Origin of the sequence: Solidesulfovibrio fructosivorans JJ] (genome assembly GCF_000179555.1) — a bacterium.
In the GTDB taxonomy this organism is placed as follows: Bacteria; Desulfobacterota; Desulfovibrionia; order Desulfovibrionales; family Desulfovibrionaceae; genus Solidesulfovibrio; species Solidesulfovibrio fructosivorans.
Genome location: NZ_AECZ01000051.1, coordinates 1 through 18798, shown reverse-complemented (window position 1 = coordinate 18798; position 18798 = coordinate 1). Strand labels below are relative to the sequence as shown.

Here is an 18798-nt window from a genome sequence, read left to right as displayed (position 1 = left end):
AAAACTTTTATCGAATGGTCAACTCCACCGGTCATACCCCCGTATCCTTGGAGGGGTGGTCCAGGAGGGGCCTATGGCCCCTCCTGGCCGCCGGAGGCATTCCTTCATCTCTCCATTACACTTTGGCCGGGTCGATGATCTCGCCGGCGATGGCGGCGGCGGCGGCGGCAGCCGGGCCGGACAGGTAGACTTCGCTTTCGAGGCTGCCCATACGGCCCTTGAAGTTGCGGTTGGTGGTGGCGATGGCCCGCTCTCCGCCGGCCAGGATTCCCATATGGCCGCCGAGGCACGGCCCGCAGGTGGCGGGACCAACCACGCAGCCGGCGTCCATGAAGGTCTCGATGAGCCCTTCGGCCAGGGCCTGCCGCCAGATGGCGGGGGTGGCCGGCAGGACGATGCAGCGCACGTCGCGGGAGACCTTCTTGCCCTTGAGGATCGAAGCGGCCTGGCGCAGGTCCTCGATGCGGCCGTTGGTGCAGGAGCCGATGACGGACTGGTCGATGCGAAGCCCGGCCACTTCGGACACGGGCTTGACGTTTTCCGGCAGGTGCGGGCAGGCGATCTGCACTTCCATGCCGGTGGCGTCGATGGTCACGGTGCGTTCGTAGGCCGCGCCCGGATCGGCGGCCAGGGGCGTATCGCCCGTGCGGCCGGCCTTGGCGGCGAAGTCCAGGGTCTTGGTGTCGGCGACGAAAAGCCCGACCTTGCCGCCGGCCTCGATGGCCATGTTGGACATGGTCATGCGGCCCTCGACGGAAAGCTCGGAGGCCAACGGACCGGTGAATTCCAGGGCCTTGTAGAGCGCGCCGGAAACGCCGATGGTCCCGATAAGGGCCAGCATCAGATCCTTGCCCCCGACGTACTTGCCGAGGGTGCCGGTCAGCACGACCTGGATGGTGGGCGGCACCTTGAACCAGGTTTCGCCAAGGGCCATGCCGCCGGCGATGTCCGTGGAGCCCATGCCCGTGGCAAAGGCCCCGAGGCCGCCGTAGGTGCAGGTATGGGAGTCCGCGCCGATGACCACGTCGCCCGGACCGACAAGGCCGAGTTCCGGCAAAAGCGCGTGCTCGACGCCGACATTGCCGCCCTCGTAGTAATGGGTGATGCCCATCTCCTTGGCGAATTCGCGGCAGACCTTCACCTGCTCGGCCGAGGCAATGTCCTTGTTGGGGGTGAAGTGGTCGGCCACGATGGCCACCTTGTCCTTGTCGAAGACGGCGGTGGCGCCCATCTTCTTGAAGGCCTTGATGGCGAGCGGCGCGGTGATGTCGTTGGCCAGGACCAGGGACAGCCGGCAGCGCACGATCTGTCCGGGTCCGGTGACCTGTTCGTCGCTGTGCGCCTGGAGAAGTTTTTCTGCTAACGTTGCGGGCATATCCTCTTCTACTCCTTTTTGGCCAACCGATTAAGGGCATTGATGAAAGCCAGGGTGCTGGCCATGATGACATCGTCGTGGACGCCGCGCCCGACGGACGTGGCGGCCCCTTCGCGCACGCGAACGGTCACCTCGCCCTGAGCGTCGGTGCCGCCGGTGATGGCGTTGATGTGGAATTCCTCGAGATCGGGCTTGCGGCCCACGGCGGCGCACACGGCGTTGAAGGCCGCGTCGACCGGGCCGGAGCCGGACGAGTACTGGCGCACTTCCTTGCCGTTCACGAGCATCTGGACCACGGCCATGGGCGCGAGTTCCACGTTGCCGCAGTGCACGGAGATGTGGCGCAGGGCGAAATGGTCGGGCCGACGCAGGATCTTTTCGAGGATGAGCGCCTCGATGTCCTCGTCGAGGATATTCTGCTTGCGGTCGGCCAGTTCCTTGACCGCGTCAAAGACGATCTTCAGCTCGTCGTCGTTGAGCGTATAATTGAGTTCCTTGACCTTGGCGTCCAGGGCATGGCGGCCGGAGTGCTTGCCGAGCACCACCACCGCGCCCTTGCGGCCGATGCTTTCGGCGGTCATGATCTCGTAGGTGCGGCGATCCTTAAGCACGCCGTGCTGGTGGATGCCGGACTCGTGGGCAAAGGCGTTGCGGCCGATGACCGGCGCATAGGGCGGAATCGGTTGGCCGATGATGCCGGAGAGGCGACGGCAGGAGGGAAATATCTCCTCGGTCACGATGCCGGTATCCAGATGATAGTAGTTGGGGCGGGTGTTGAGCGCCATGACCACCTGTTCGAGCGACGCGTTGCCGGCCCGTTCACCGATGCCGGAAAGCGTCACCTCGGCTTGCCGCGCACCGGCCTCGAGGGCGGCCAGGGTGTTGGCCACGCCAAGGCCCAGGTCGTTGTGGCAGTGGACGGCGAAGGTCACCTTGTCCGCGCCCGGCACGGTGGAGAGCAGGAAGCGGATAAGGTCGGCGAATTCGCCGGGCTGGGCGTAGCCCACGGTATCCGGGATGTTGATGATGGTCGCCCCGGCGGCGATGACTTCCGTGCAGACCTTGGCCAGAAAATCCCGCTCCGAGCGCGAGGCATCCTCGGCCGAAAACTGGACCTCGGCATCGCCCTTGGCCGCAGCGTGCCTGACGGCGGCCACGGCCATCTGGAGCACCTGTTCCGGCGTCTTGCCGAGCTTGTGCTCCATGTGCAGGGGCGAGGTGGCGAGGAAGGTATGGATACGTTTGCGTTTGGCGTCCTTGATGGCCTCGTAGCCCCGGTCGATGTCCGAGGGCAGGGCACGGCACAGGGCGGCCACAACGGGTTTGGTCACGGTCGTCGCGATGGCGGCCACGGACTCGAAGTCGCCGACGCTTGCGGCCGGGAATCCGGCCTCGATCACGTCCACGCCGAGCGTTTCGAGCTGGCGGGCCATGCGGATTTTTTCCTCGCGGGTCATGGTGGCCCCGGGCGACTGTTCGCCGTCCCGGAGCGTGGTATCGAAAATGAATACCCTATTCTTGTCGGGCATGGGAATCTCCCCTTTGTTTCCCGCATAGGCGCGGGAGAAGCAGCGCGCACGGCGCGCAACAAACTGTGTTGGTAGCCGAGGGCCCGGACGATGACAAGCGATGTCAGAAAGGGGATAATGGTATTATGAGAGCTCCTGGAGGGGCTCCCGTAGCTTGGCGCGGCGCGGCAGAATGAAATAGGTGTAGATGGGACCGGAGATAAGGTAGGCGGTAAAGAGGAGGAAGCCGATGAGCCAGGGCTCTGAGGCGACCACGACGAAGAGGAGCATGGCCGTGACCATGGCGCTGAAGGGATGGGCCTTGACCAGCCCGAACTCCTTGAAGGAGGCGTAGCGCACGCGGCTGACCATGAGGAAGGACAGGAGATAGACGAGGATGAGGCAGACCTTGGGAATGACGGCGGCGGCGAAATCGTCGGGCAGATAGCGCTCGAACATGAAGAAAAGCGCGATCATGCAGCCGGCGGCCGGAATGGGCAGCCCGATGAAAAACTTCTTGGAGGACGACGTCGCCCCGGACATGACGTTGAACCGGGCCAGGCGCAAGGCGCCGCAGGCCACAAGCATGAACGCCGCCAGGATGCCGAGCCGGCCGAACTGGGACAGCTGCCACTGGTAGACGAGAATCGCCGGGGTCACGCCGAAGGCGACAAGGTCGGAGAGCGAATCGAACTGGACGCCGAAATCGCTGCTGGTGCCGGTGAGCCGGGCCACCTTGCCGTCGAGGCCGTCGAAGAGGCAGGAAAAAAGAATGGCCAGGGCGGTCATGTCGAACCGGCCCTCGATGGCCCAGATCGCGCCCAGAAACCCGGCGAAAAGGCTCGCCGTGGTAAACAGGTTGGGCAGGATGTAGACGCTCCTGCGCGCCCGGCTCTGGGTCATTTTTTCTTCCATGGAGAGGTCGGCGGACAGGGGCTAGTCGTCTTTTTTCGCCAGAACGGTCAAGCCGGCCGTGGTTTTCTGCCCCATTGTCACGGCAGGATGATAACCACGTGGCAAATAGACGTCAAGCCGGGACCCGAACTTGATCATGCCGTAGCGCTCGCCGCGCGAAAGCCTGTCCCCAGGGGCGGCCTTGCACACGATGCGCCGGGCGATGAGCCCCGCGATCTGGACCACGGACCACTTCCCGCCGTCGGCATCGGTGAGCGACAGGATGTTGCGCTCGTTGTCCGTGGAGGCCTTGTCGAGGGAGGCGTTGAAGAACTTGCCCGGGATGTAGCGCACCTCCGACACCGTAGCGTCGATGGGCGAGCGGTTCACGTGGACGTTGAAGATGTTCATGAAAATGCACACCACCTGCCGCGTCTCGCCGGAGATGGGATCGGTCGCCTCGCCGAGCTTGCAGACCACGCCGTCGGCCGGGGCCACGGCCAGCCCGCAGCCGCTCGGCGGCGAACGGTCGGGGTCGCGGAAGAAATTCAGCGAAAAGGCGGTGGCCGCAAGCAGAATCACGGCCGGCACCGGCCAGCGCAGGAAGGCGCACACGAGCGAAGCCAGGGCGAAAAAACCGATGATCGGCAGACCGTCGCGGGCCAAGCCGCAGATGGGATTATACATGGGGTTCTCCGAGCAGCGGACAGGCGGCGGCCAACTCGCGCAGAAAGGAAGCCTTGTCCGTATATAATATGCCGCGCAGGCCAAGCGAACGGGCAAGATCCACATTTCGCGGCGCGTCGTCAATAAAAAGCGTGGCGGCGGGGTCGCTGCCAAGGCGCGAAAGGGCCAGCTCGAAAAAAGCCGCGTCCCGTTTGGTCACGCCGTGGTCGTAGCTGTTGAACACCGCGTCGAAGTGGGAAAAAACGTCGTATTTTGCGTCGAGTCGGGGCAGCCAGACGGTCTGGTCGCTCAAAATGGCGGTCTTCATGCCGGCGGCCCTGGCCGCGTCGACAATGGCGAACATGAAGGGCCGGGGCGTAAAGCGCGACAGCACCATCTCGGTGAGCGCCGCGTCGTCGCTGGCAATGCCCGTGGCGTCGCGAAACGCCTGCCAGAATCCGGCCTCGTCGCAGCCGCCGACGACAAACCCCGTGCTCCAGGCCATCTCGTAGGCCACGGGCACGACCGTCTCCGGATCACGCCCGGCCTGCTCGGCAATGGCTGTGAGTCCCTTGAAAAAGCCCTCTTCGGCCAACACGCCGCCGAAATCGAAAAGCGCCGTATCCAACGGGCAAAGTCCGTTTCGCACCTGGTCCAAATCGCGTCCGCTCCTTCCCTTGGCGCCCCAAAGTCCGTAATGTGCCGCAAGTCAGTCAGAGCCTTTAGCCGCTAACCCCGCGCCGATCAAGCCGGGAATACTTCATCGGGGCCAACTCCATGTCCGAATCGATTCGCGTCGGCGTCAGCGCCTGCCTGCTTGGCCAGCCCGTGCGCTACGACGGCGGGCACAAGCGCGACGCCTACGTCGTCGAGACGCTCGGCCGTTTTTTCGAATTCGTGCCTGTCTGCCCGGAAGTGGAATGCGGCCTGTCCGTGCCGCGCGAACCCATGCGCCTTGTCGGTGATCCGGCAGCGCCAAGGCTGGTCACCATCAAAACCGGCCTGGACCTGACGGACAAGATGCGCGCCTTTGCCGCCCGGCGCGTGGAGGAACTGGCCCGGGAGGATCTGTGCGGCTATATTTTCAAATCCAAGTCCCCGTCCAGCGGCTACACCCGGGTCAAGGTGTATAACGACCAGGGGGTGCCCGTGCCCAAGGGCGTGGGACTTTTCGCCCGGGCCTTCATGGACCGCTTTCCCTTGATCCCGGCCGAGGACGAGGGACGCCTGCATGACGAGAAGCTCCGGGAAAACTTCATCGAACGCATCTTCACCCTGAACCGCTGGCGAAAAGCCTTGGCCGGGGACGGGACGACAAGCCTGCCCGCCCGGCTGGTGGATTTTACGACCCGCCACAAGCTGCTGCTCATGTCCCACAGCCCGGAGATGGCCCGCCACCTCGGGCGGCTTACGGCCGAAGCCAAGAAATGGTCCGCCGACGCCCTGCGCGTCTCCTACGAGACCGCGCTCATGCGGGCGCTTTCCCTGGCCGCCACCCCGGCCAAGCACGCCAACGTGCTCGAGCATATCGCGGGCTATTTCAAGAAACTGCTCAGCGCCGATGAAAAGGCCGAGCTTGGCGAACTGATCACCCAATACCGCACCGGACTTTTGCCGCTTGTCGTGCCCGTCACCCTGCTCGCCCACTACACCCGCAAGTACGACGTGGCCTATCTCAAGGACCAGTATTACCTGCATCCGCATCCCGTGGAGCTCAAACTGCGCAACCACGCGTAGATAAAGGCCAGACCATGCGTCCACTTTCTCCGTTCGTTTTTCTCCTTTTTGCCCTGGCCCTGGCAATGCCCGCGACGGCCCGGGCCGAGGGCGGCCTGCCGACCAAGACGGCCGTGTCCCGGGTGGTGGGAAAGCTCACCCGATCCGGCAAGGTGCACGGGTTGGCGGTCGGCTTTCTCGATACGACCGGCCGGGTCGTCTACGGCTTCGGCCACGGCGGCGAAGGCCGTCTTTCCCACCCCCCGGACGGGCACACGCTTTTCGAGATCGGCTCCATCACCAAAACCTTCACCGGCGAAATGCTGGCCCAGGCGATCATGGAGGGCCGCGTGCGCGCGTCCGACCCCATCCGGCTCTATCTGCCGCATGGGATCATCACCGAGGACTCGCCGCTGTACTGGGTAAGCTTCCTCGACCTTGCCACCCACACCTCGGGGCTGCCCGAAGCGCCGGACAACCTGCCCGGGAAGGACCCCCGCAATCCTTTGGCCGGCTATTCGACGGCCAAGCTGCTGGACTACCTCAAAACGGCCAAGCGCATCGCGCCCATCGGCCGTGAGTTCCACTACAGCAACACCGGCGCCGGCCTCACCGGCTACTTGCTGGCCCGCCTGTGGGACACGGACTACGAGCGGATGGTCAAAACGCGGCTTTGTTCGCCGCTTTTCATGCACGACACGACGATCACGCTTTCCGAGGACCAGGCGGCCCGCATGACCCACGGCCACGACGCCGCGGGCCATATCCTGCCCAACTGGCAGGTGACGGGACTCGAGGGTGCCGGGGCGTTTCGCTCCACGGCCAACGATCTGCTCGCCTACGCCGCGGCCGAAACCGGAATCACGCCCACGCCGCTTCTGCCGTCCATGAAACTGGCCCAGCTGCCGCGCAAGCACGTCAACTCGATTCCCACGCTCTATATCGGGCTTTTCTGGAACGTGATGAATTTCGGCGGCAAGGAATACGTGCTTCACGCCGGGCGCTCGGGCGGCTATTTCGCCTTGGTGCTCATGTCGCCCGAGGATCAGGCGGCGGTGGTGCTTCTGGCCGATACCGAAGGGGACCTGTCGGATTATGGCTGGAAACTCCTTTCCCTGCTCACGGGCAAGACACAGCCGTAAGCCGCCACCCGGTATTGTATTTGCATGTTTTTTTCGGCGGCCAAGCGTCGCCCCCACAGTGGACGCGCGACCGGATCAGGGCCGCGCGTCCGCCGCAACGACAACCTTCTTCGGAGGCAGCATGGCACTGGGCGATACGGAAAAACTCGTCGGCATCGGCGGCGAACTGGCTGTCCTGAACCTGGAACAGGCCTGTCGTTACTATAAGAATTACCTTGATACGTTCCAGGTCGACGTCCCCATGGCCGTGTCCTTCATCAACCGGCTGCTGGCCGAATCCCAGAAGGACCTTTCCGACGAGGCGCGGCAACTCCTCGAAGAGGCCATCCGCTCGGCCGTGCAGCTCGAGCATTTCGACCCCAACATCCTCGGCATCGGCATCACGTCCGGCCTCACGCCCGGCGCGGAAGCGCTGCAGAAAGTCCTCGAGGGCACACATGTCGAACCGGAGCTGTACAATCAAATACGCCGGGCATCCTTCAAGTTTCAGGGCCGGGAGATCCGCTCCATCTGCACAAACGTCCTCGCCCGCCATCCCATGGCCGTCCAGTACGCCAACATGCTGCTGCATATGGATTTCTTCGACGGGCAACCACCATGCAAGGCCCTGGCCGGATTCCGGTGCCCAAAGGTGCTCCTGCCGCTGTGGCAAAAAAAACTCTTCAACCATTATGCGGGACTCGGCAACGACGCGGCCGCCCTGCCGCTGTGGGAACAGGTCAAGGGACAGGCGGACGACCCCTTCACCTTGAGCCGGGCGGCGGAAATGCTGCGCCGGGCCGGGGACATCGACGGGGCCATGGCCCTTTACGAGCGGGCCTTTGCCCTCGATCCGCTGCAACGCCCCTACGCCCTGCGCCTGGACGCCCTGCGCCAGCCCTTCCAGCCAGACCACGGCCTCGTGCACACCAAACGCGTGTGCATCTATCTCTACAGCTTCAACAAGGCCAAGATCCTTGGCGAAACCCTGGAGAGCCTGTCGCACTGCGCCATAGGCCCGGCCCGCATCAAGGTGCTGCTGAACGGTTGCACCGATGACAGCCTGGCCGTCGCCCAAAAAGCCAGGGACCTTTTCCCGGACAACGAGGTGGAGATCATCACCCTCCCGGTCAACATCGGCGCGCCGGCGGCCCGCAACTGGCTTCTGGCCCAGCCTACGACCCGGGAAAGCGACTACGTGGCCTTCCTCGACGACGACGTCTACCTGCAACCCGACTGGCTGGCCCACATGCTGACCGTGGCCGAGTCCGATCCCCGCATCGGCAACGTCGGCTGCAAGGTCGTCTTTCCCGGGAAGTACCGGCTGCTGCAATACCTCTACCGCCACGTGTCCCTGACCCACGAGGACGCCATCCGGGTGAGCCTGCCGACCCCCTACCAGCAATACGACATCGGACTTTACGACGTGATCCGGGAAACCCGCGTGGTTATGGGCTGCCAGCACCTGTTGCGGGTGGCCTCGCTTGACGATGCCCCGGCCTTCGATATCCGCTACTCGCCCTCGCAGATCGACGACACGGACCACGACCTGCAACTGTGTATGGCCGGCTGGAAGGTCTTTTACTGCGGCACGGTGACCTGCGTGCATCGTCAGGAATCCGGCACCTCCATCCGCAGCAAGCTCAATCTGGCCAGCCAGGGCAGCATCATGGGCAACGACATCAAGTTCCATTACAAATGGTACGAACACAAAGACGCCCTGGCCGCCCTCGATTCGTTGAATTTACACAGTTAAAGGACACGGTTGCGCAGTTGGCCGTCGTGCCGGCCCTCTCTTGACAAAACCGCTTCGCATGCCAATATTTTGGGATGTAATCACACTATCCTGTAATGATGGGAGGTAGGATTATGTTCAAGAATCTTCTGCCGCGTCTTCGGGAAAAATCCCTGGCCACCAAGCGCCCCATGAGCATGGCCGATTTGATGGAGGATTTCTGGAGCGAACCTTTTGGCGCGTTGCCCAACCTGTTCAAAGATGTGGGCTACCCGGCCGTGGACGTCAGCGAAGCCGACGGCGTGGTGACGGTCAAGGCGGAGTTGCCCGGCATCGAGCCGAAGGACGTGGAAATCACCATTGAAAACGACACGCTCGTGCTGCGCGGCGAAAAGAAGTTCGAGGACGAAGAGAAAAAGGACGACTACCACCGCATCGAACGCGCCTACGGCTCCTTTTCCCGCTGCGTGCCCCTGCCGGGCAAGGTGAAGGAAGTCGAGGCCAAGGCCCGCTTCGACAAGGGCGTGCTCACCATCACCCTTCCCCTGGATGCGGCGGAATCCGCCAAGAAGATCACCATCGAAGGCTAGGCCCTCTTTTTCCCCAGCCGAACGCCGGGACCGCAAGGTCCCGGCGTTTTTTGTGGCCAGGACAATCGGCCCCGTTCCCGCATCCGGGTCGCGGCCGCTTCCCCGCCTGCCGTCACTTCCCGGCTCTTCCGTCCCGTTGCGGGCCGGACTCGACGCCTGTTCCCCGCCCAGCCCCTTTCCACCAGACCTGGGGCGGGCCTTGCGTCCCGCCCCCCCCCTTTCCCGACCTCGCGGGCCATCTTTCCGAACCGACCGCCCCAGGCCCCACCGGTGCCTTCCAGGAAAAACGCGGGCCGGACTGTGAAAAAACGGTCGTTTCTTCGTCAAATTAAATTAAATATTTTAATATGTTGAAAAATAATCATACCCCATGGAACATTTCCGGTTGACGTCGGGGCCCTCATTTGGCAGAAATCCTTCCTCGGCAACGGCGGCCGCCCCGCCGCTCCGGACCGGACGAAAAAAGATTGAGAAAATGTTTGACAACCGGGCCGGATGCAAGTAGATATACGGGTCTTTGAAACGAGGCGGCATAGCCAAGTGGTAAGGCAGAGGTCTGCAAAACCTCCATTCTCCGGTTCAAATCCGGATGCCGCCTCCACAGCCGATCATGAGCGGGAATAACTCAGTGGTAGAGTGCAACCTTGCCAAGGTTGAAGTCGCGGGTTCAAATCCCGTTTCCCGCTCCACTTCGCAATCCCGAGGGCCGGCCCCAAAGCCGGCCCTTTTTCTTTGCCAGCCTTCGGCTTTTGCGCTATTGGCGGCCTTCCATACCAAACGAGAGCCATCGTGAGCCAAGAAGTCCCCCTTTCCGCACCCCTCGACGAGTTACTCGACGCGGCCAAAGCCCGTTACGACGTCCGCTTCGAACCCGTGACCATCGGCGGCGTCACCCTGCAAATCCTCCAGATCGCCGACCTCGAGGCCCTGGTCGACCGACTGGCGAAGCGTACCGGCGCCGGCCCCATCGAACTCCCGTACTGGGCCAAGATCTGGCCGGCCTCCATGCTGCTCGGGCATTTCCTCACCCACCTCGACCCGGGACAGGGCCGCACCCTGATCGAAATCGGCGCGGGGGTCGGCATCTGCGGTCTTTTCGCCGCCGCCCAGGGGTTTCACGCCCTCATTACCGATATCCACCCCGACGCCCTGCTTTTTTCCAAGATCAACATCCTCCACAACGGCCTGGGCGACCGGGCGGACGTGGCCCGGGCCGATTTTTCCGCCGACCGGCTGGGACGGCGCTTCGACGTCATCCTGGGCTCGGAAGTGCTCTACCTGGAAAACATCTACCGGGGGCTGCTCAAATTCCTGCTCGCACACATCGGTACGGCCCCGGACGCGGAAGTCGTCCTGGCCAAGGACTTCACCCGCCGGGCCAGCAAGTTTCTGGGGCCGGCCGAAAAGGAATTCCAGGTGGCCGAACGCGTGATCGGCTACAAGGAAAACAATCCCGAAAACGGCGAACCCGAACGCAAGCTGTGCCAGGTCTACCGCATGCGCCCGCGCAAACAGATCTGACGCCGCGCATTTTCCCGAGACGCAACCCATGGACAACAGTCTTCTCGCCCGCGCCGGCCTGACCGCAAGGCCCAAGGGCTACGTCCGCGACCAGGATAAAATCTGCCCCCCGACCGAAACCGTGGACCGGGCCAAGGCCGCCTTCGCCCGCCTTGGGGCCGGGGTGTTGGCCGAAACCAAGCGCATCGACACCGGACGCCTCGGCATTCCGGTCTTCATGAGCCTTTGCGGCGAAACCGCCCGGGCCGTCATGCCCACCCGCAAGCAGATGGGCAAAGGGGCCTCCCCCGAACAGGCCGAGGCCTCGGCGCTCATGGAATTGGCCGAGCGCTTCAGCTTCTTTTCCTTCTGGGCCGATCCGAGCCGCTTTACCGAGGCGATCTGGTCCGAAGCAGAGGCGCGTTTCGGCGACGCGCTGGCTCCGGCATCGCTGATGCGCCACAGCGTCGGCGAGGACATCGACGACGATACGGCCCGCCGGGTCCTCGAGCTCTACCCCTGGCGTTTCGCCCCGGCCCGGAACATCGCCGCCGGGCGCGACGTGGTCCTGCCCCTGGACTGGTTTAAGATGTTAAACGAGTTCAACGGATCCTCGGCCGGGAACTGCTTCGAGGAATCCGTGCTCCAGGGGGCCTGCGAACTGGTGGAGCGCCACGTATGCGCGGTCATCGACCGCGACCGCCCGCCCCTGCCCACCATCGATACGGCCGCCATCGACGACCCGGTGCTGGCGGACCTCCTCGCCGCCTTCGCCCGGGAGGGCATCCGGGTATGGCTCAAGGACTTCACGCTTGCCATGCCCGTGCCGACGGTGGCCGCCATTGCCTACGATCCGGCCACCTTTCCCGACGCCTCGGAAATCGTCTTCACCGCCGGCACCGCCGCCTCGCCGGCCAAGGCCGCCATCCGGGCCCTGACCGAAGTGGCCCAGCTCGCGGGCGATTTCGAGACGAGCAGCAATTACGAGGCCTCGGGCCTGCCCAAGTTCGTGACCCTGGAGGAGGCGGGCTGGCTTTTTTCCGGGCCGCAAACCTCCCTGGACAGCCTGCCGCGCCTCGAGCGCGGCGACATCGCCGAGGAACTGGCCATCCTGGCGGACGAGCTGTCGGCATTGGGCCATCCGCTTTTAACGGTGGACACCACCCACCCGGTCCTGGAACTTGCCGCCAACTACAATATCGTACCCGGTTTCGCCTTTCGCGAGCGCACGCCAAACGCCTCGCTCGGGCTTTTCACAGGCCGGCTGCTGGCCGAAAAGGCCCCGCCGCACATCGCCGCGCCGGGCCTGGCCAAACTGGCCGGGATATACCCCAACGCGCCGTTTCTGCCCTTTTTCGAAGGCCTCTTCGCCCTGCGCCTGGGCGATCCCGAAGAGGCCCTGCCCGCCTTCACCCGGGCCGAGGCGCTCCAGCCCGACGACGAGGACCGGGCACTGGCCGCCTTTTACCAGGCCCACGCCCTGTCGCTTCTGGGCCGGTTCGGTCCGGAACTCGCCGCTCCCCTCGACCGGGCCATCGCGCTTTCCCCGGCGGTCAAGGAGTACTACAACCTGCGCGGCGTCAGCCGGTTCAAGGCCGGCGACTACGAGGCGGCGGCGGCGGATTTCGAGGCCGCCCTGGCCCTGGACGCGGGCTCGGCCATGGATCTGGCCAACCTGGGATTATGTCAGGAGCGGCTCGGCCGGCTGGATCTGGCCGCGCATCATCTGGGCGCGGCGCTGACCCTCGACGGCGACATCGCCTTTGCCCGGGAGGCGCTGGAACGGATCGGCGGCAGGCGCGATTTGCCGAACATTTGATGCAACATCGTGACTTATTGCACAATTTTGTCATAGACAGACCGCGTTTCTTGGGAAAATCATTGACAAGAACCTCTTTTGCAGCTTACGTATGAAAAGTAACGCGGGAGCCGGATCGTCACACAGCTCCCTGACAATCACGACCCATCGGGCATCAAGGGTGCTCTGATTCATGGGTGTAGCCCCCCGCTAGCGGGGAGGCGCTTGGAATTCGCCCGGCCAACGGCTCACGCCCCGGGCGCTTGTTTTATTAACCTGTAAGGAGGATGCGCATGGCAACTGTCGAGTACAAAGGCCACTCTTTCGAAGTCGACGAAGACGGCTTCCTGCAAAAATTCGAGGACTGGAACCTCGAGTGGGTTGACTACGTGAAGGACTCCGAGGGCATCAAGGAACTCACCCCGGAGCACAACAAGGTCATCGAATTCCTCCAGGACTACTACAAGAAAAACGGCATCGCCCCCATGGTCCGCATCCTGTCCAAGGTGACCGGGTTCAAGCTGAAGCACATCTATGAGCTGTTCCCGTCTGGACCGGGCAAAGGAGCCTGCAAGATGGCTGGCCTGCCCAAGCCCACCGGCTGCGTCTAGGCCACACGTTCCTCGAGGAAAGAAAGGCGGCGGGGCGACTCGCCGCCTTTTTTTCGTCCGCGCGCATCCTCTCCACAGCCGGCCCGCTCCGACCGCATGGCTCCAAGCATCACGTCTTTCGCTTAGGATATCCCACACCACACCGCCATCGTAGGAGAAAAAGGGCTGGCCCCCTCCAAGGACATCCTCCCACAAAGCGCATTCCGCCAAGCCTGGGCATTCCCCTCGGCGCGCGCCATTGCGCGCCCCCTCTCGCGCCCTTTTCTATTTCTTCGCCTTGGCCGTGGCCTTGACTTTCGCCTTGGCCTTCACCTTGGGCTTTTTCTTCGGCTTGGGCTTTTTCTTCGGCAATTTCCCTTCCTCGGCCAGCTTGAAGAGCTTGCGCTTTTTCCCCTCGAAGGTCATGGCCGTCTTGATGGCGGCAAGGCCGACGGCGGCGATGGTCAATATGATGACCAGCCCCTTTTGCAGCTGCCACTTCTGCTGCTCCATCATGCTGGCCATCCAGGCCTGGCCCGAGCGCTGGAACAGGTAGACGAATACCGGCACCAGCACCAACGACAGCCCCAGGCTCAGCACTTCCATCCACATGAAGTTACGGCCGAGCAGCATGCAGAAAAACGTCGCGTCGCGCACGATGCGAAGCGTGATGAGCCGGGTGCGCAAGGTGCGGATGCGCTCGTCGACCTCGGGCAGGAATTCACGGCTCTTATGGAAATTTTCCGCCTCGTCCATGGAAGAGGTGCGCATCCAGTTGAGCTTGGTGGCGCAGAAATTGAAATCCCGGTTGAACTCGCGCAGAAGCGCCGGAAACGGGAACCAGGCGGCCTCGCGCTGCACGGACTTAAGTTCGTCGAACTGGCGGGCCTGGCTTTGCAGCATGGCCTTGACCTCGGCCTCGACCTTTTTTTGCACCGCTTCCTTGACCTCGGCCACGCCGTCTTCCATCCGCTTGAAGGCCACGTAGTTTCCCTGCTTGGCGAGCTTGCTCAAGCTTTCTATACGGGCCTCGGCTTCGACCAGATACGGTTCGCCCTCCAGAAAGCGGTCCCGAAGCGATTGCGACAGTTCCCCAAGCGCGCCAAGCAGCGCGGCGCCGCTGTCCTGGGCCTGCTTCCAGATGTGCCACAAGGCGGCCAGAATGTGCGGCCGGCCGCGCTCCAGTTCCGGATCCACCATCACCCGATTGAACATCGTCGGATCACCGGTAAGCAGCTTGCCGAAAATCTGCATGCCCTGGTCGGTGAATCCCATCTTCACCAGGCACACCCCCTGGCGATAAACGGGCTCGAGCCATTTGGGGCATTCCTTGAGCGTATCCCGGTACAAGGCGATGGCCTTGTGGCAATCGCCCTGCACCTCGAAGCTGCGGGCTTGCAAACACAAGAAATACCCGCGTTGCATGGCATTGTAGCAAAGCCGCCCGGATTCCTGCCAGTAATAGACCGCCTTGGTCCAGTCTCCGGCCTCCATGGCGTGGAAGCCCTGCAGGGATTTGGGTTGGTAGGCCCGGGGATACTTGGCCAGGGCTTGCCCTATATGGGTTTCGTAGTTATCGGCGTTCCCCTCGCGCAACGCGGCCAGGGCCGCCCAGAAATAGTCGCCTTCCTTGGGGCCGAGCTGCGTAAAGCCGGCCGGCAAATCCTTGCCCCGGCTGCGCCAGAGCATCTCCAGGGTGCGCAGTTGAAACGGCAGGTCGATCTCGAAGAGGACCGACAACATGAGGTCGGTTTCCTCCTTGCCGCCAAGTCGCTTGGCCATCTCGGCCACGGGGTCGTCGGCCAGGCCCGCATCCAGCTTCTGGGAAATTTCCTCAAGCCGATCCATGTTGACGTCGCCGAAACGCTCCCAAAGCTGCGGGCGCGGGGCGGCAAGGACCTTGGACGGGCATTGGCCCGGCTTGTGGTTGTTGAGGCCGCAGTAGAAGCAGACGGCCGCATCGCCACCGGACAAGTTGGCCGGCAGCGGCACGGCCAGGACGCCCTGGGGCTCGGACTCCTCGTCGGCGTTTATGAGGCTGACGTTGCACCAGTCCTCGATGGACGCTCCCCGCGACAGCGCCCGGGCCTCATGGATGGCGAACTCCTCTCCCAGGAAAAAGGCCGAGCGGTAGGTCATATGGGGAAAGTCCGGGGTCAGCTTGTCCCAATCCAGGCCCAGGCGACGCGGCAGGTCCTTGCCCATGGTGCGCCCTTTGGACGACACGACGGCCATGACGCTTGGCCAGTAATGTCCCTGCTCGCCTTCCTCCTTGAGGTGCATGATGCGCGAGAGGGTGTCGCGGCTCCAGTTGCGGAGCCGGCGCAGTCCCGGGATCTCGAAAATAAGAAATCCTTCGTGGCGCACGAATTTGAGGCCAAGGCGCTCGAGGATGTCGAGCAGCTCCCTGGCGATGTTGCGCCAGCCGTCGGCCGTATCGCGGCTCAAGGGATCGCCGAGGGGCTTTATGATACCCAGCCAACTGAGGCCAGAGTCGTAGGACAGGGCCGTGTCGGCCTCGAGTTGCTCGAAATGGATGCGGGCCAGCCCCGAGGCCGGTTTGACCGGCGAACTCGAGAGGCCGGGATTGGTGGCGAGCTGGTTTTTAAGGTTGGGGTGCAGCAGGATCTCCAGGGATTCCGTCGGCGTCACATGCTGCCGGGAGAGTTCCACGGAAAGCGACAGGGCGAGTTCGAACTTGGGACTGACAAGCAACGTCGCCGGAAACGCCTCGATAAAAACCGGCATGGCGTTGACTCCGCCCCAGACGGAGATGCGCCCCAAGGCCCGCAGCCCCTCGTCGCCGAGGAAAAACCACAAGGCCTGCCCCGGGGCTCCGGCCATGCGGAAACCGCCGTGATCGAGCAGCATGCTGTCGAAGCCCGGATCGAGCTGACCGTCCCAGGCCACCCAGACGCCGATGCCGGTATGCACCATGCGGGTGGAGCCGACATGGGGCAGATGTTCCAGCAAGGCGGAAATATGAAGCGTGGACAACGGCGCGTTTCTCCCTTATTTGGCGGCCATGGACATCTCAAAAACCATCGCTGAACTGAAGACCCTGCCCGGCTTTCTCGAAAAGGTCGGCATGGTGCTCGTGCACAACGGCGTGGCCCGGGCCACGTCGCGCAAAGGCGCCCCCGTGGCCACGCTCGAGGTCAAGGTGGACCAGGACATGGTGGAAAAGTTCCGCCAGGAAGGCGAGGCCATGCCCGGCATGTTCCGGGTGCTGGTCGAAGCCAGGGCCGGCACCTTCGCCCCGGGCGACGACCTGCTTTTCATCGTGGCCGCCGGCGACATCCGGGAACATGTCCTGGCCAGCCTGACCCACACGCTGACGCGCATCAAGGCCGAAGCCATCACCAAGACGGAAATCGCACCTTAGGTTTAGGCAAGAAAGAAGAATGCGAGAGGGGAAACCCTTTGCAAAGGGTTCGCCCCTCTCGCGCTCTCCCTTTCCTAAACATTTTCCCTTTTCGACCGTCACTCGGCAGCACCCTTTATAAAAGTCTTTTGAAAGGGGGTCCGGGGGAAAACTTTTCTTCAGAAAAGTTTTCCCCCGGCGGCTTTCTCCGCCACGGCCAGCACCCGGGCCGCTTCTTCCGGCTTGTCGCGCTTGAGGCAGCCCTTGGCGTAGCACAGGGCCTTACGCCGCAACTCCTTTTTTATGCAGTCTTTATGCCAAGGTGTGAGGTCGCCGCGGCCGAGAAGTCCGGCCATGGAGCGGATGCGGAAAAGATCCTGGCCCACGTAGATCGCCGAGAGTTGATCGGGCCGGCCGCCATGGCGCACGGCGAGCAGTTCGTCCAAAAGCCCCACCGGATGGCGGATGAGCGTGCGCAGCCACAGGTCGTAGTCCTCGCAAGCCGGCAGGCTTTCGTCGAAGCCGCCGAGCTCTTCCCAAAATTCCCGGGTGAACATGACCGTGGAAGGGCTGACCAGGCAGCGGCCGAGCGCCTGTTCGAAAAAAAAGCCGTCCGGCTTGCCATGGACCTGGCCCGGATTGACCCGCCGTCCGCCGCGCATCCAGACCTCCTGGGTCTGGCTTATGGCCAGATCTTGCCGGCGCATGAAAGCCAGTTGCCGGGCGGTCTTTTCGGGCAGCCACTCGTCGTCGGAATCGAGCAGCGCCAGATACGCGCCCCGGGCCTCGGCCAGCCCCCTGTTGCGCGCGGCCGAGACGCCCCGGCCCGGTTCGTGGCGCAGCACCCGCAATCTGGGATCGACAATGGCCGCCAGAGCCGCCGGCGTGTCGTCGGTGGAGCCGTCGTCCACCACGATGACCTCGATGGCGACATGGGTCTGGGCCAACGCCGAGGCCAACGCCCGCACCACCATCGCCGCCCGGTCCCGGGTGGGAACGACCGCCGACACCAGCGTCGCATCATCGTCGCCGCAAGGGCGTTTCGCGTCCATGACGGGACTCTACATTTCCCGTCCCCCCCTGCCAAGCCGCCCCTTTCCCGGAAGCCCCATCCCGGGCATACTGCTCCCCAAGGAGACCGCGCCATGACGCCAGAGCATGCCGAATCCTTCCGCGCCTACCGCCAAAACCTGGCCGCGCGCCCCGGAGAGACCGCCTTTCAGGTGGTGGTGGCCCAGACGGACCTTTTCATCGTGGCCGAACGCAACCTGGCCGGGGAAATCGGCGCGCTCGTCTCCGAACTGCGCCGGGAGCTGACGGCCTACATCCTCCTGCATCCCGATTTCCGCGAAAGCCTTACCCCGGTGACGGCGGGCGACGACGCCCCGCCGCTCGCCCGGGAGATGGCCGAAGCCGCCGCCCGGTTCGGCGTGGGCCCCATGGCCGCCGTGGCCGGGGCCATGGGACAGGCCGTGGCCGACCGCTTCGCGGCGCTTTCGCCCAACCTGCTGGTCGAAAACGGCGGGGATATCTTTCTGCGCTCGACCGTGGAGCGCACGGTGGCGCTTTTGGCCAGGCCTGTGGAAGGGGCGCGGCTGGCCCTGCGCTTCGCGCCCGGCGACCTGCCGGCGGCGGTATGCGCCTCCTCGGGCAAGGTCGGGCACTCCTTGAGCCTCGGCCAGGCGGATATGGTGACGGTCGTGGCCGACCGGGGAGCCGTGGCCGACGCGGCGGCAACGGCGCTCGGCAATCTGCTGACCGGCCGGGGCGACCTGGATGCGGTGCTGGCCGCGGCGGAGAGCCTGAAACGGCGCGGCGTGCGCGGGGCTTTCGCCCAATGCGGGGAGATGGTCGGCGTCGTCGGCGACGTCGAACTCGTCGCCATTGAGGCATGAGGAAGAAAGGGAGAGGAAGAATGCGAGAGGGGAAACCCTTTAAAAA

At 63.8% G+C, this 18798-nt stretch carries 16 protein-coding genes and 2 tRNA genes; 11 read left to right on the top strand and 7 right to left on the bottom strand.

Annotated features, from left to right (window positions below; translation table 11 throughout):
• Positions 1–115: 115 nt before the first annotated feature.
• The 5 genes from leuC to DESFRDRAFT_RS19605 form a co-directional block, all read right to left on the bottom strand.
• A complete protein-coding gene (gene leuC / locus DESFRDRAFT_RS19625; protein ID WP_005996911.1) occupies positions 116–1375 on the bottom strand; it encodes a 3-isopropylmalate dehydratase large subunit in 1260 nt (419 codons plus the stop codon).
• An 8-nt stretch (positions 1376–1383) separates the two neighbouring features.
• A complete protein-coding gene (locus tag DESFRDRAFT_RS19620; protein WP_005996909.1) occupies positions 1384–2904 on the bottom strand; it encodes a 2-isopropylmalate synthase in 1521 nt (506 codons plus the stop codon).
• A gap of 123 nt (positions 2905–3027) precedes the next feature.
• The gene (gene pssA, locus DESFRDRAFT_RS19615) at positions 3028–3798 is read right to left on the bottom strand and encodes a CDP-diacylglycerol--serine O-phosphatidyltransferase (protein ID WP_043795366.1); all 771 of its coding nucleotides are present in this window, start codon (positions 3796–3798) and stop codon (positions 3028–3030) included.
• A gap of 21 nt (positions 3799–3819) precedes the next feature.
• Positions 3820–4464: a phosphatidylserine decarboxylase family protein gene (locus DESFRDRAFT_RS19610; protein ID WP_005996905.1), complete on the bottom strand. Its 645-nt coding sequence runs from the start codon at positions 4462–4464 to the stop codon at positions 3820–3822.
• Positions 4457–5092, bottom strand: coding sequence for an HAD family hydrolase (locus DESFRDRAFT_RS19605; protein ID WP_233489661.1), 636 nt, complete (start codon positions 5090–5092; stop codon positions 4457–4459). Before DESFRDRAFT_RS19605 ends, DESFRDRAFT_RS19610 begins: the two co-directional genes overlap by 8 nt.
• A 128-nt stretch (positions 5093–5220) precedes the next feature.
• Here DESFRDRAFT_RS19605 and DESFRDRAFT_RS19600 point away from each other — a divergent pair, with 128 nt between their 5' ends.
• The 9 genes from DESFRDRAFT_RS19600 (at position 5221) to DESFRDRAFT_RS19560 (ending at position 13514) form a co-directional block, all read left to right on the top strand.
• A complete protein-coding gene (locus tag DESFRDRAFT_RS19600; RefSeq protein WP_005996901.1) occupies positions 5221–6180 on the top strand; it encodes a YbgA family protein in 960 nt (319 codons plus the stop codon).
• Positions 6181–6194: 14 nt separating this feature from the next.
• Entirely contained in the window at positions 6195–7301 is a 1107-nt protein-coding gene (locus DESFRDRAFT_RS19595) for a serine hydrolase domain-containing protein (protein ID WP_005996899.1), read from the top strand.
• 121 nt (positions 7302–7422) lie between these two features.
• A complete protein-coding gene (locus DESFRDRAFT_RS19590) occupies positions 7423–9036 on the top strand; it encodes a glycosyltransferase (protein WP_005996897.1) in 1614 nt (537 codons plus the stop codon).
• A gap of 113 nt (positions 9037–9149) precedes the next feature.
• Positions 9150–9605 (top strand): Hsp20/alpha crystallin family protein, encoded by a 456-nt coding sequence (locus tag DESFRDRAFT_RS19585; RefSeq protein ID WP_005996894.1) that lies wholly within the window; start codon positions 9150–9152, stop codon positions 9603–9605.
• Between the two features lie 526 nt (positions 9606–10131).
• Positions 10132–10206: transfer RNA gene (locus DESFRDRAFT_RS19580), tRNA-Cys, on the top strand.
• Between the two features lie 13 nt (positions 10207–10219).
• Positions 10220–10294, top strand: a tRNA-Gly gene (locus tag DESFRDRAFT_RS19575).
• 100 nt (positions 10295–10394) lie between these two features.
• On the top strand, positions 10395–11126 hold the full coding sequence (locus tag DESFRDRAFT_RS19570; protein WP_005996892.1) for a class I SAM-dependent methyltransferase: 732 nt from the start codon (positions 10395–10397) through the stop codon (positions 11124–11126).
• 28 nt (positions 11127–11154) lie between these two features.
• Complete coding sequence (locus DESFRDRAFT_RS19565; protein ID WP_005996890.1) at positions 11155–12924, top strand: YcaO-like family protein; 1770 nt, start codon at positions 11155–11157, stop codon at positions 12922–12924.
• Between the two features lie 272 nt (positions 12925–13196).
• The gene (locus DESFRDRAFT_RS19560) at positions 13197–13514 is read left to right on the top strand and encodes a TusE/DsrC/DsvC family sulfur relay protein (protein ID WP_005996888.1); all 318 of its coding nucleotides are present in this window, start codon (positions 13197–13199) and stop codon (positions 13512–13514) included.
• A gap of 264 nt (positions 13515–13778) precedes the next feature.
• Here the strand turns inward: DESFRDRAFT_RS19560 and DESFRDRAFT_RS19555 are convergent, their stop codons facing one another.
• Positions 13779–16490, bottom strand: coding sequence for a tetratricopeptide repeat protein (locus DESFRDRAFT_RS19555; RefSeq protein WP_005996886.1), 2712 nt, complete (start codon positions 16488–16490; stop codon positions 13779–13781).
• 28 nt (positions 16491–16518) lie between these two features.
• Here DESFRDRAFT_RS19555 and DESFRDRAFT_RS19550 point away from each other — a divergent pair, with 28 nt between their 5' ends.
• Complete coding sequence (locus DESFRDRAFT_RS19550; protein WP_005996884.1) at positions 16519–16878, top strand: molybdenum cofactor biosynthesis protein MoaE; 360 nt, start codon at positions 16519–16521, stop codon at positions 16876–16878.
• Between the two features lie 158 nt (positions 16879–17036).
• Here DESFRDRAFT_RS19550 and DESFRDRAFT_RS19545 read toward each other — a convergent pair whose 3' ends face one another.
• Complete coding sequence (locus DESFRDRAFT_RS19545) at positions 17037–17909, bottom strand: glycosyltransferase family 2 protein (protein WP_005996883.1); 873 nt, start codon at positions 17907–17909, stop codon at positions 17037–17039.
• A gap of 93 nt (positions 17910–18002) precedes the next feature.
• Between DESFRDRAFT_RS19545 and DESFRDRAFT_RS19540 the strand changes: the two genes are divergently transcribed.
• Positions 18003–18752 (top strand): UPF0280 family protein, encoded by a 750-nt coding sequence (locus DESFRDRAFT_RS19540; RefSeq protein WP_005996882.1) that lies wholly within the window; start codon positions 18003–18005, stop codon positions 18750–18752.
• Positions 18753–18798: the final 46 nt, after the last annotated feature.

Excerpts from the sequence above, each read along its gene's own strand:
- leuC (WP_005996911.1), bottom strand. The coding sequence starts at position 1,375 with ATGCCCGCAACGTTAGCAGAAAAACTTCTCCAGGCGCACAGCGACGAA.
- DESFRDRAFT_RS19620 (WP_005996909.1), bottom strand. The coding sequence starts at position 2,904 with ATGCCCGACAAGAATAGGGTATTCATTTTCGATACCACGCTCCGGGAC.
- pssA (WP_043795366.1), bottom strand. The coding sequence starts at position 3,798 with ATGGAAGAAAAAATGACCCAGAGCCGGGCGCGCAGGAGCGTCTACATC.
- DESFRDRAFT_RS19610 (WP_005996905.1), bottom strand. The coding sequence starts at position 4,464 with ATGTATAATCCCATCTGCGGCTTGGCCCGCGACGGTCTGCCGATCATC.
- DESFRDRAFT_RS19600 (WP_005996901.1), top strand. The coding sequence starts at position 5,221 with ATGTCCGAATCGATTCGCGTCGGCGTCAGCGCCTGCCTGCTTGGCCAG.
- DESFRDRAFT_RS19595 (WP_005996899.1), top strand. The coding sequence starts at position 6,195 with ATGCGTCCACTTTCTCCGTTCGTTTTTCTCCTTTTTGCCCTGGCCCTG.
- DESFRDRAFT_RS19590 (WP_005996897.1), top strand. The coding sequence starts at position 7,423 with ATGGCACTGGGCGATACGGAAAAACTCGTCGGCATCGGCGGCGAACTG.
- DESFRDRAFT_RS19585 (WP_005996894.1), top strand. The coding sequence starts at position 9,150 with ATGTTCAAGAATCTTCTGCCGCGTCTTCGGGAAAAATCCCTGGCCACC.
- DESFRDRAFT_RS19565 (WP_005996890.1), top strand. The coding sequence starts at position 11,155 with ATGGACAACAGTCTTCTCGCCCGCGCCGGCCTGACCGCAAGGCCCAAG.
- DESFRDRAFT_RS19560 (WP_005996888.1), top strand. The coding sequence starts at position 13,197 with ATGGCAACTGTCGAGTACAAAGGCCACTCTTTCGAAGTCGACGAAGAC.
- DESFRDRAFT_RS19550 (WP_005996884.1), top strand. The coding sequence starts at position 16,519 with ATGGACATCTCAAAAACCATCGCTGAACTGAAGACCCTGCCCGGCTTT.
- DESFRDRAFT_RS19545 (WP_005996883.1), bottom strand. The coding sequence starts at position 17,909 with ATGGACGCGAAACGCCCTTGCGGCGACGATGATGCGACGCTGGTGTCG.
- DESFRDRAFT_RS19540 (WP_005996882.1), top strand. The coding sequence starts at position 18,003 with ATGACGCCAGAGCATGCCGAATCCTTCCGCGCCTACCGCCAAAACCTG.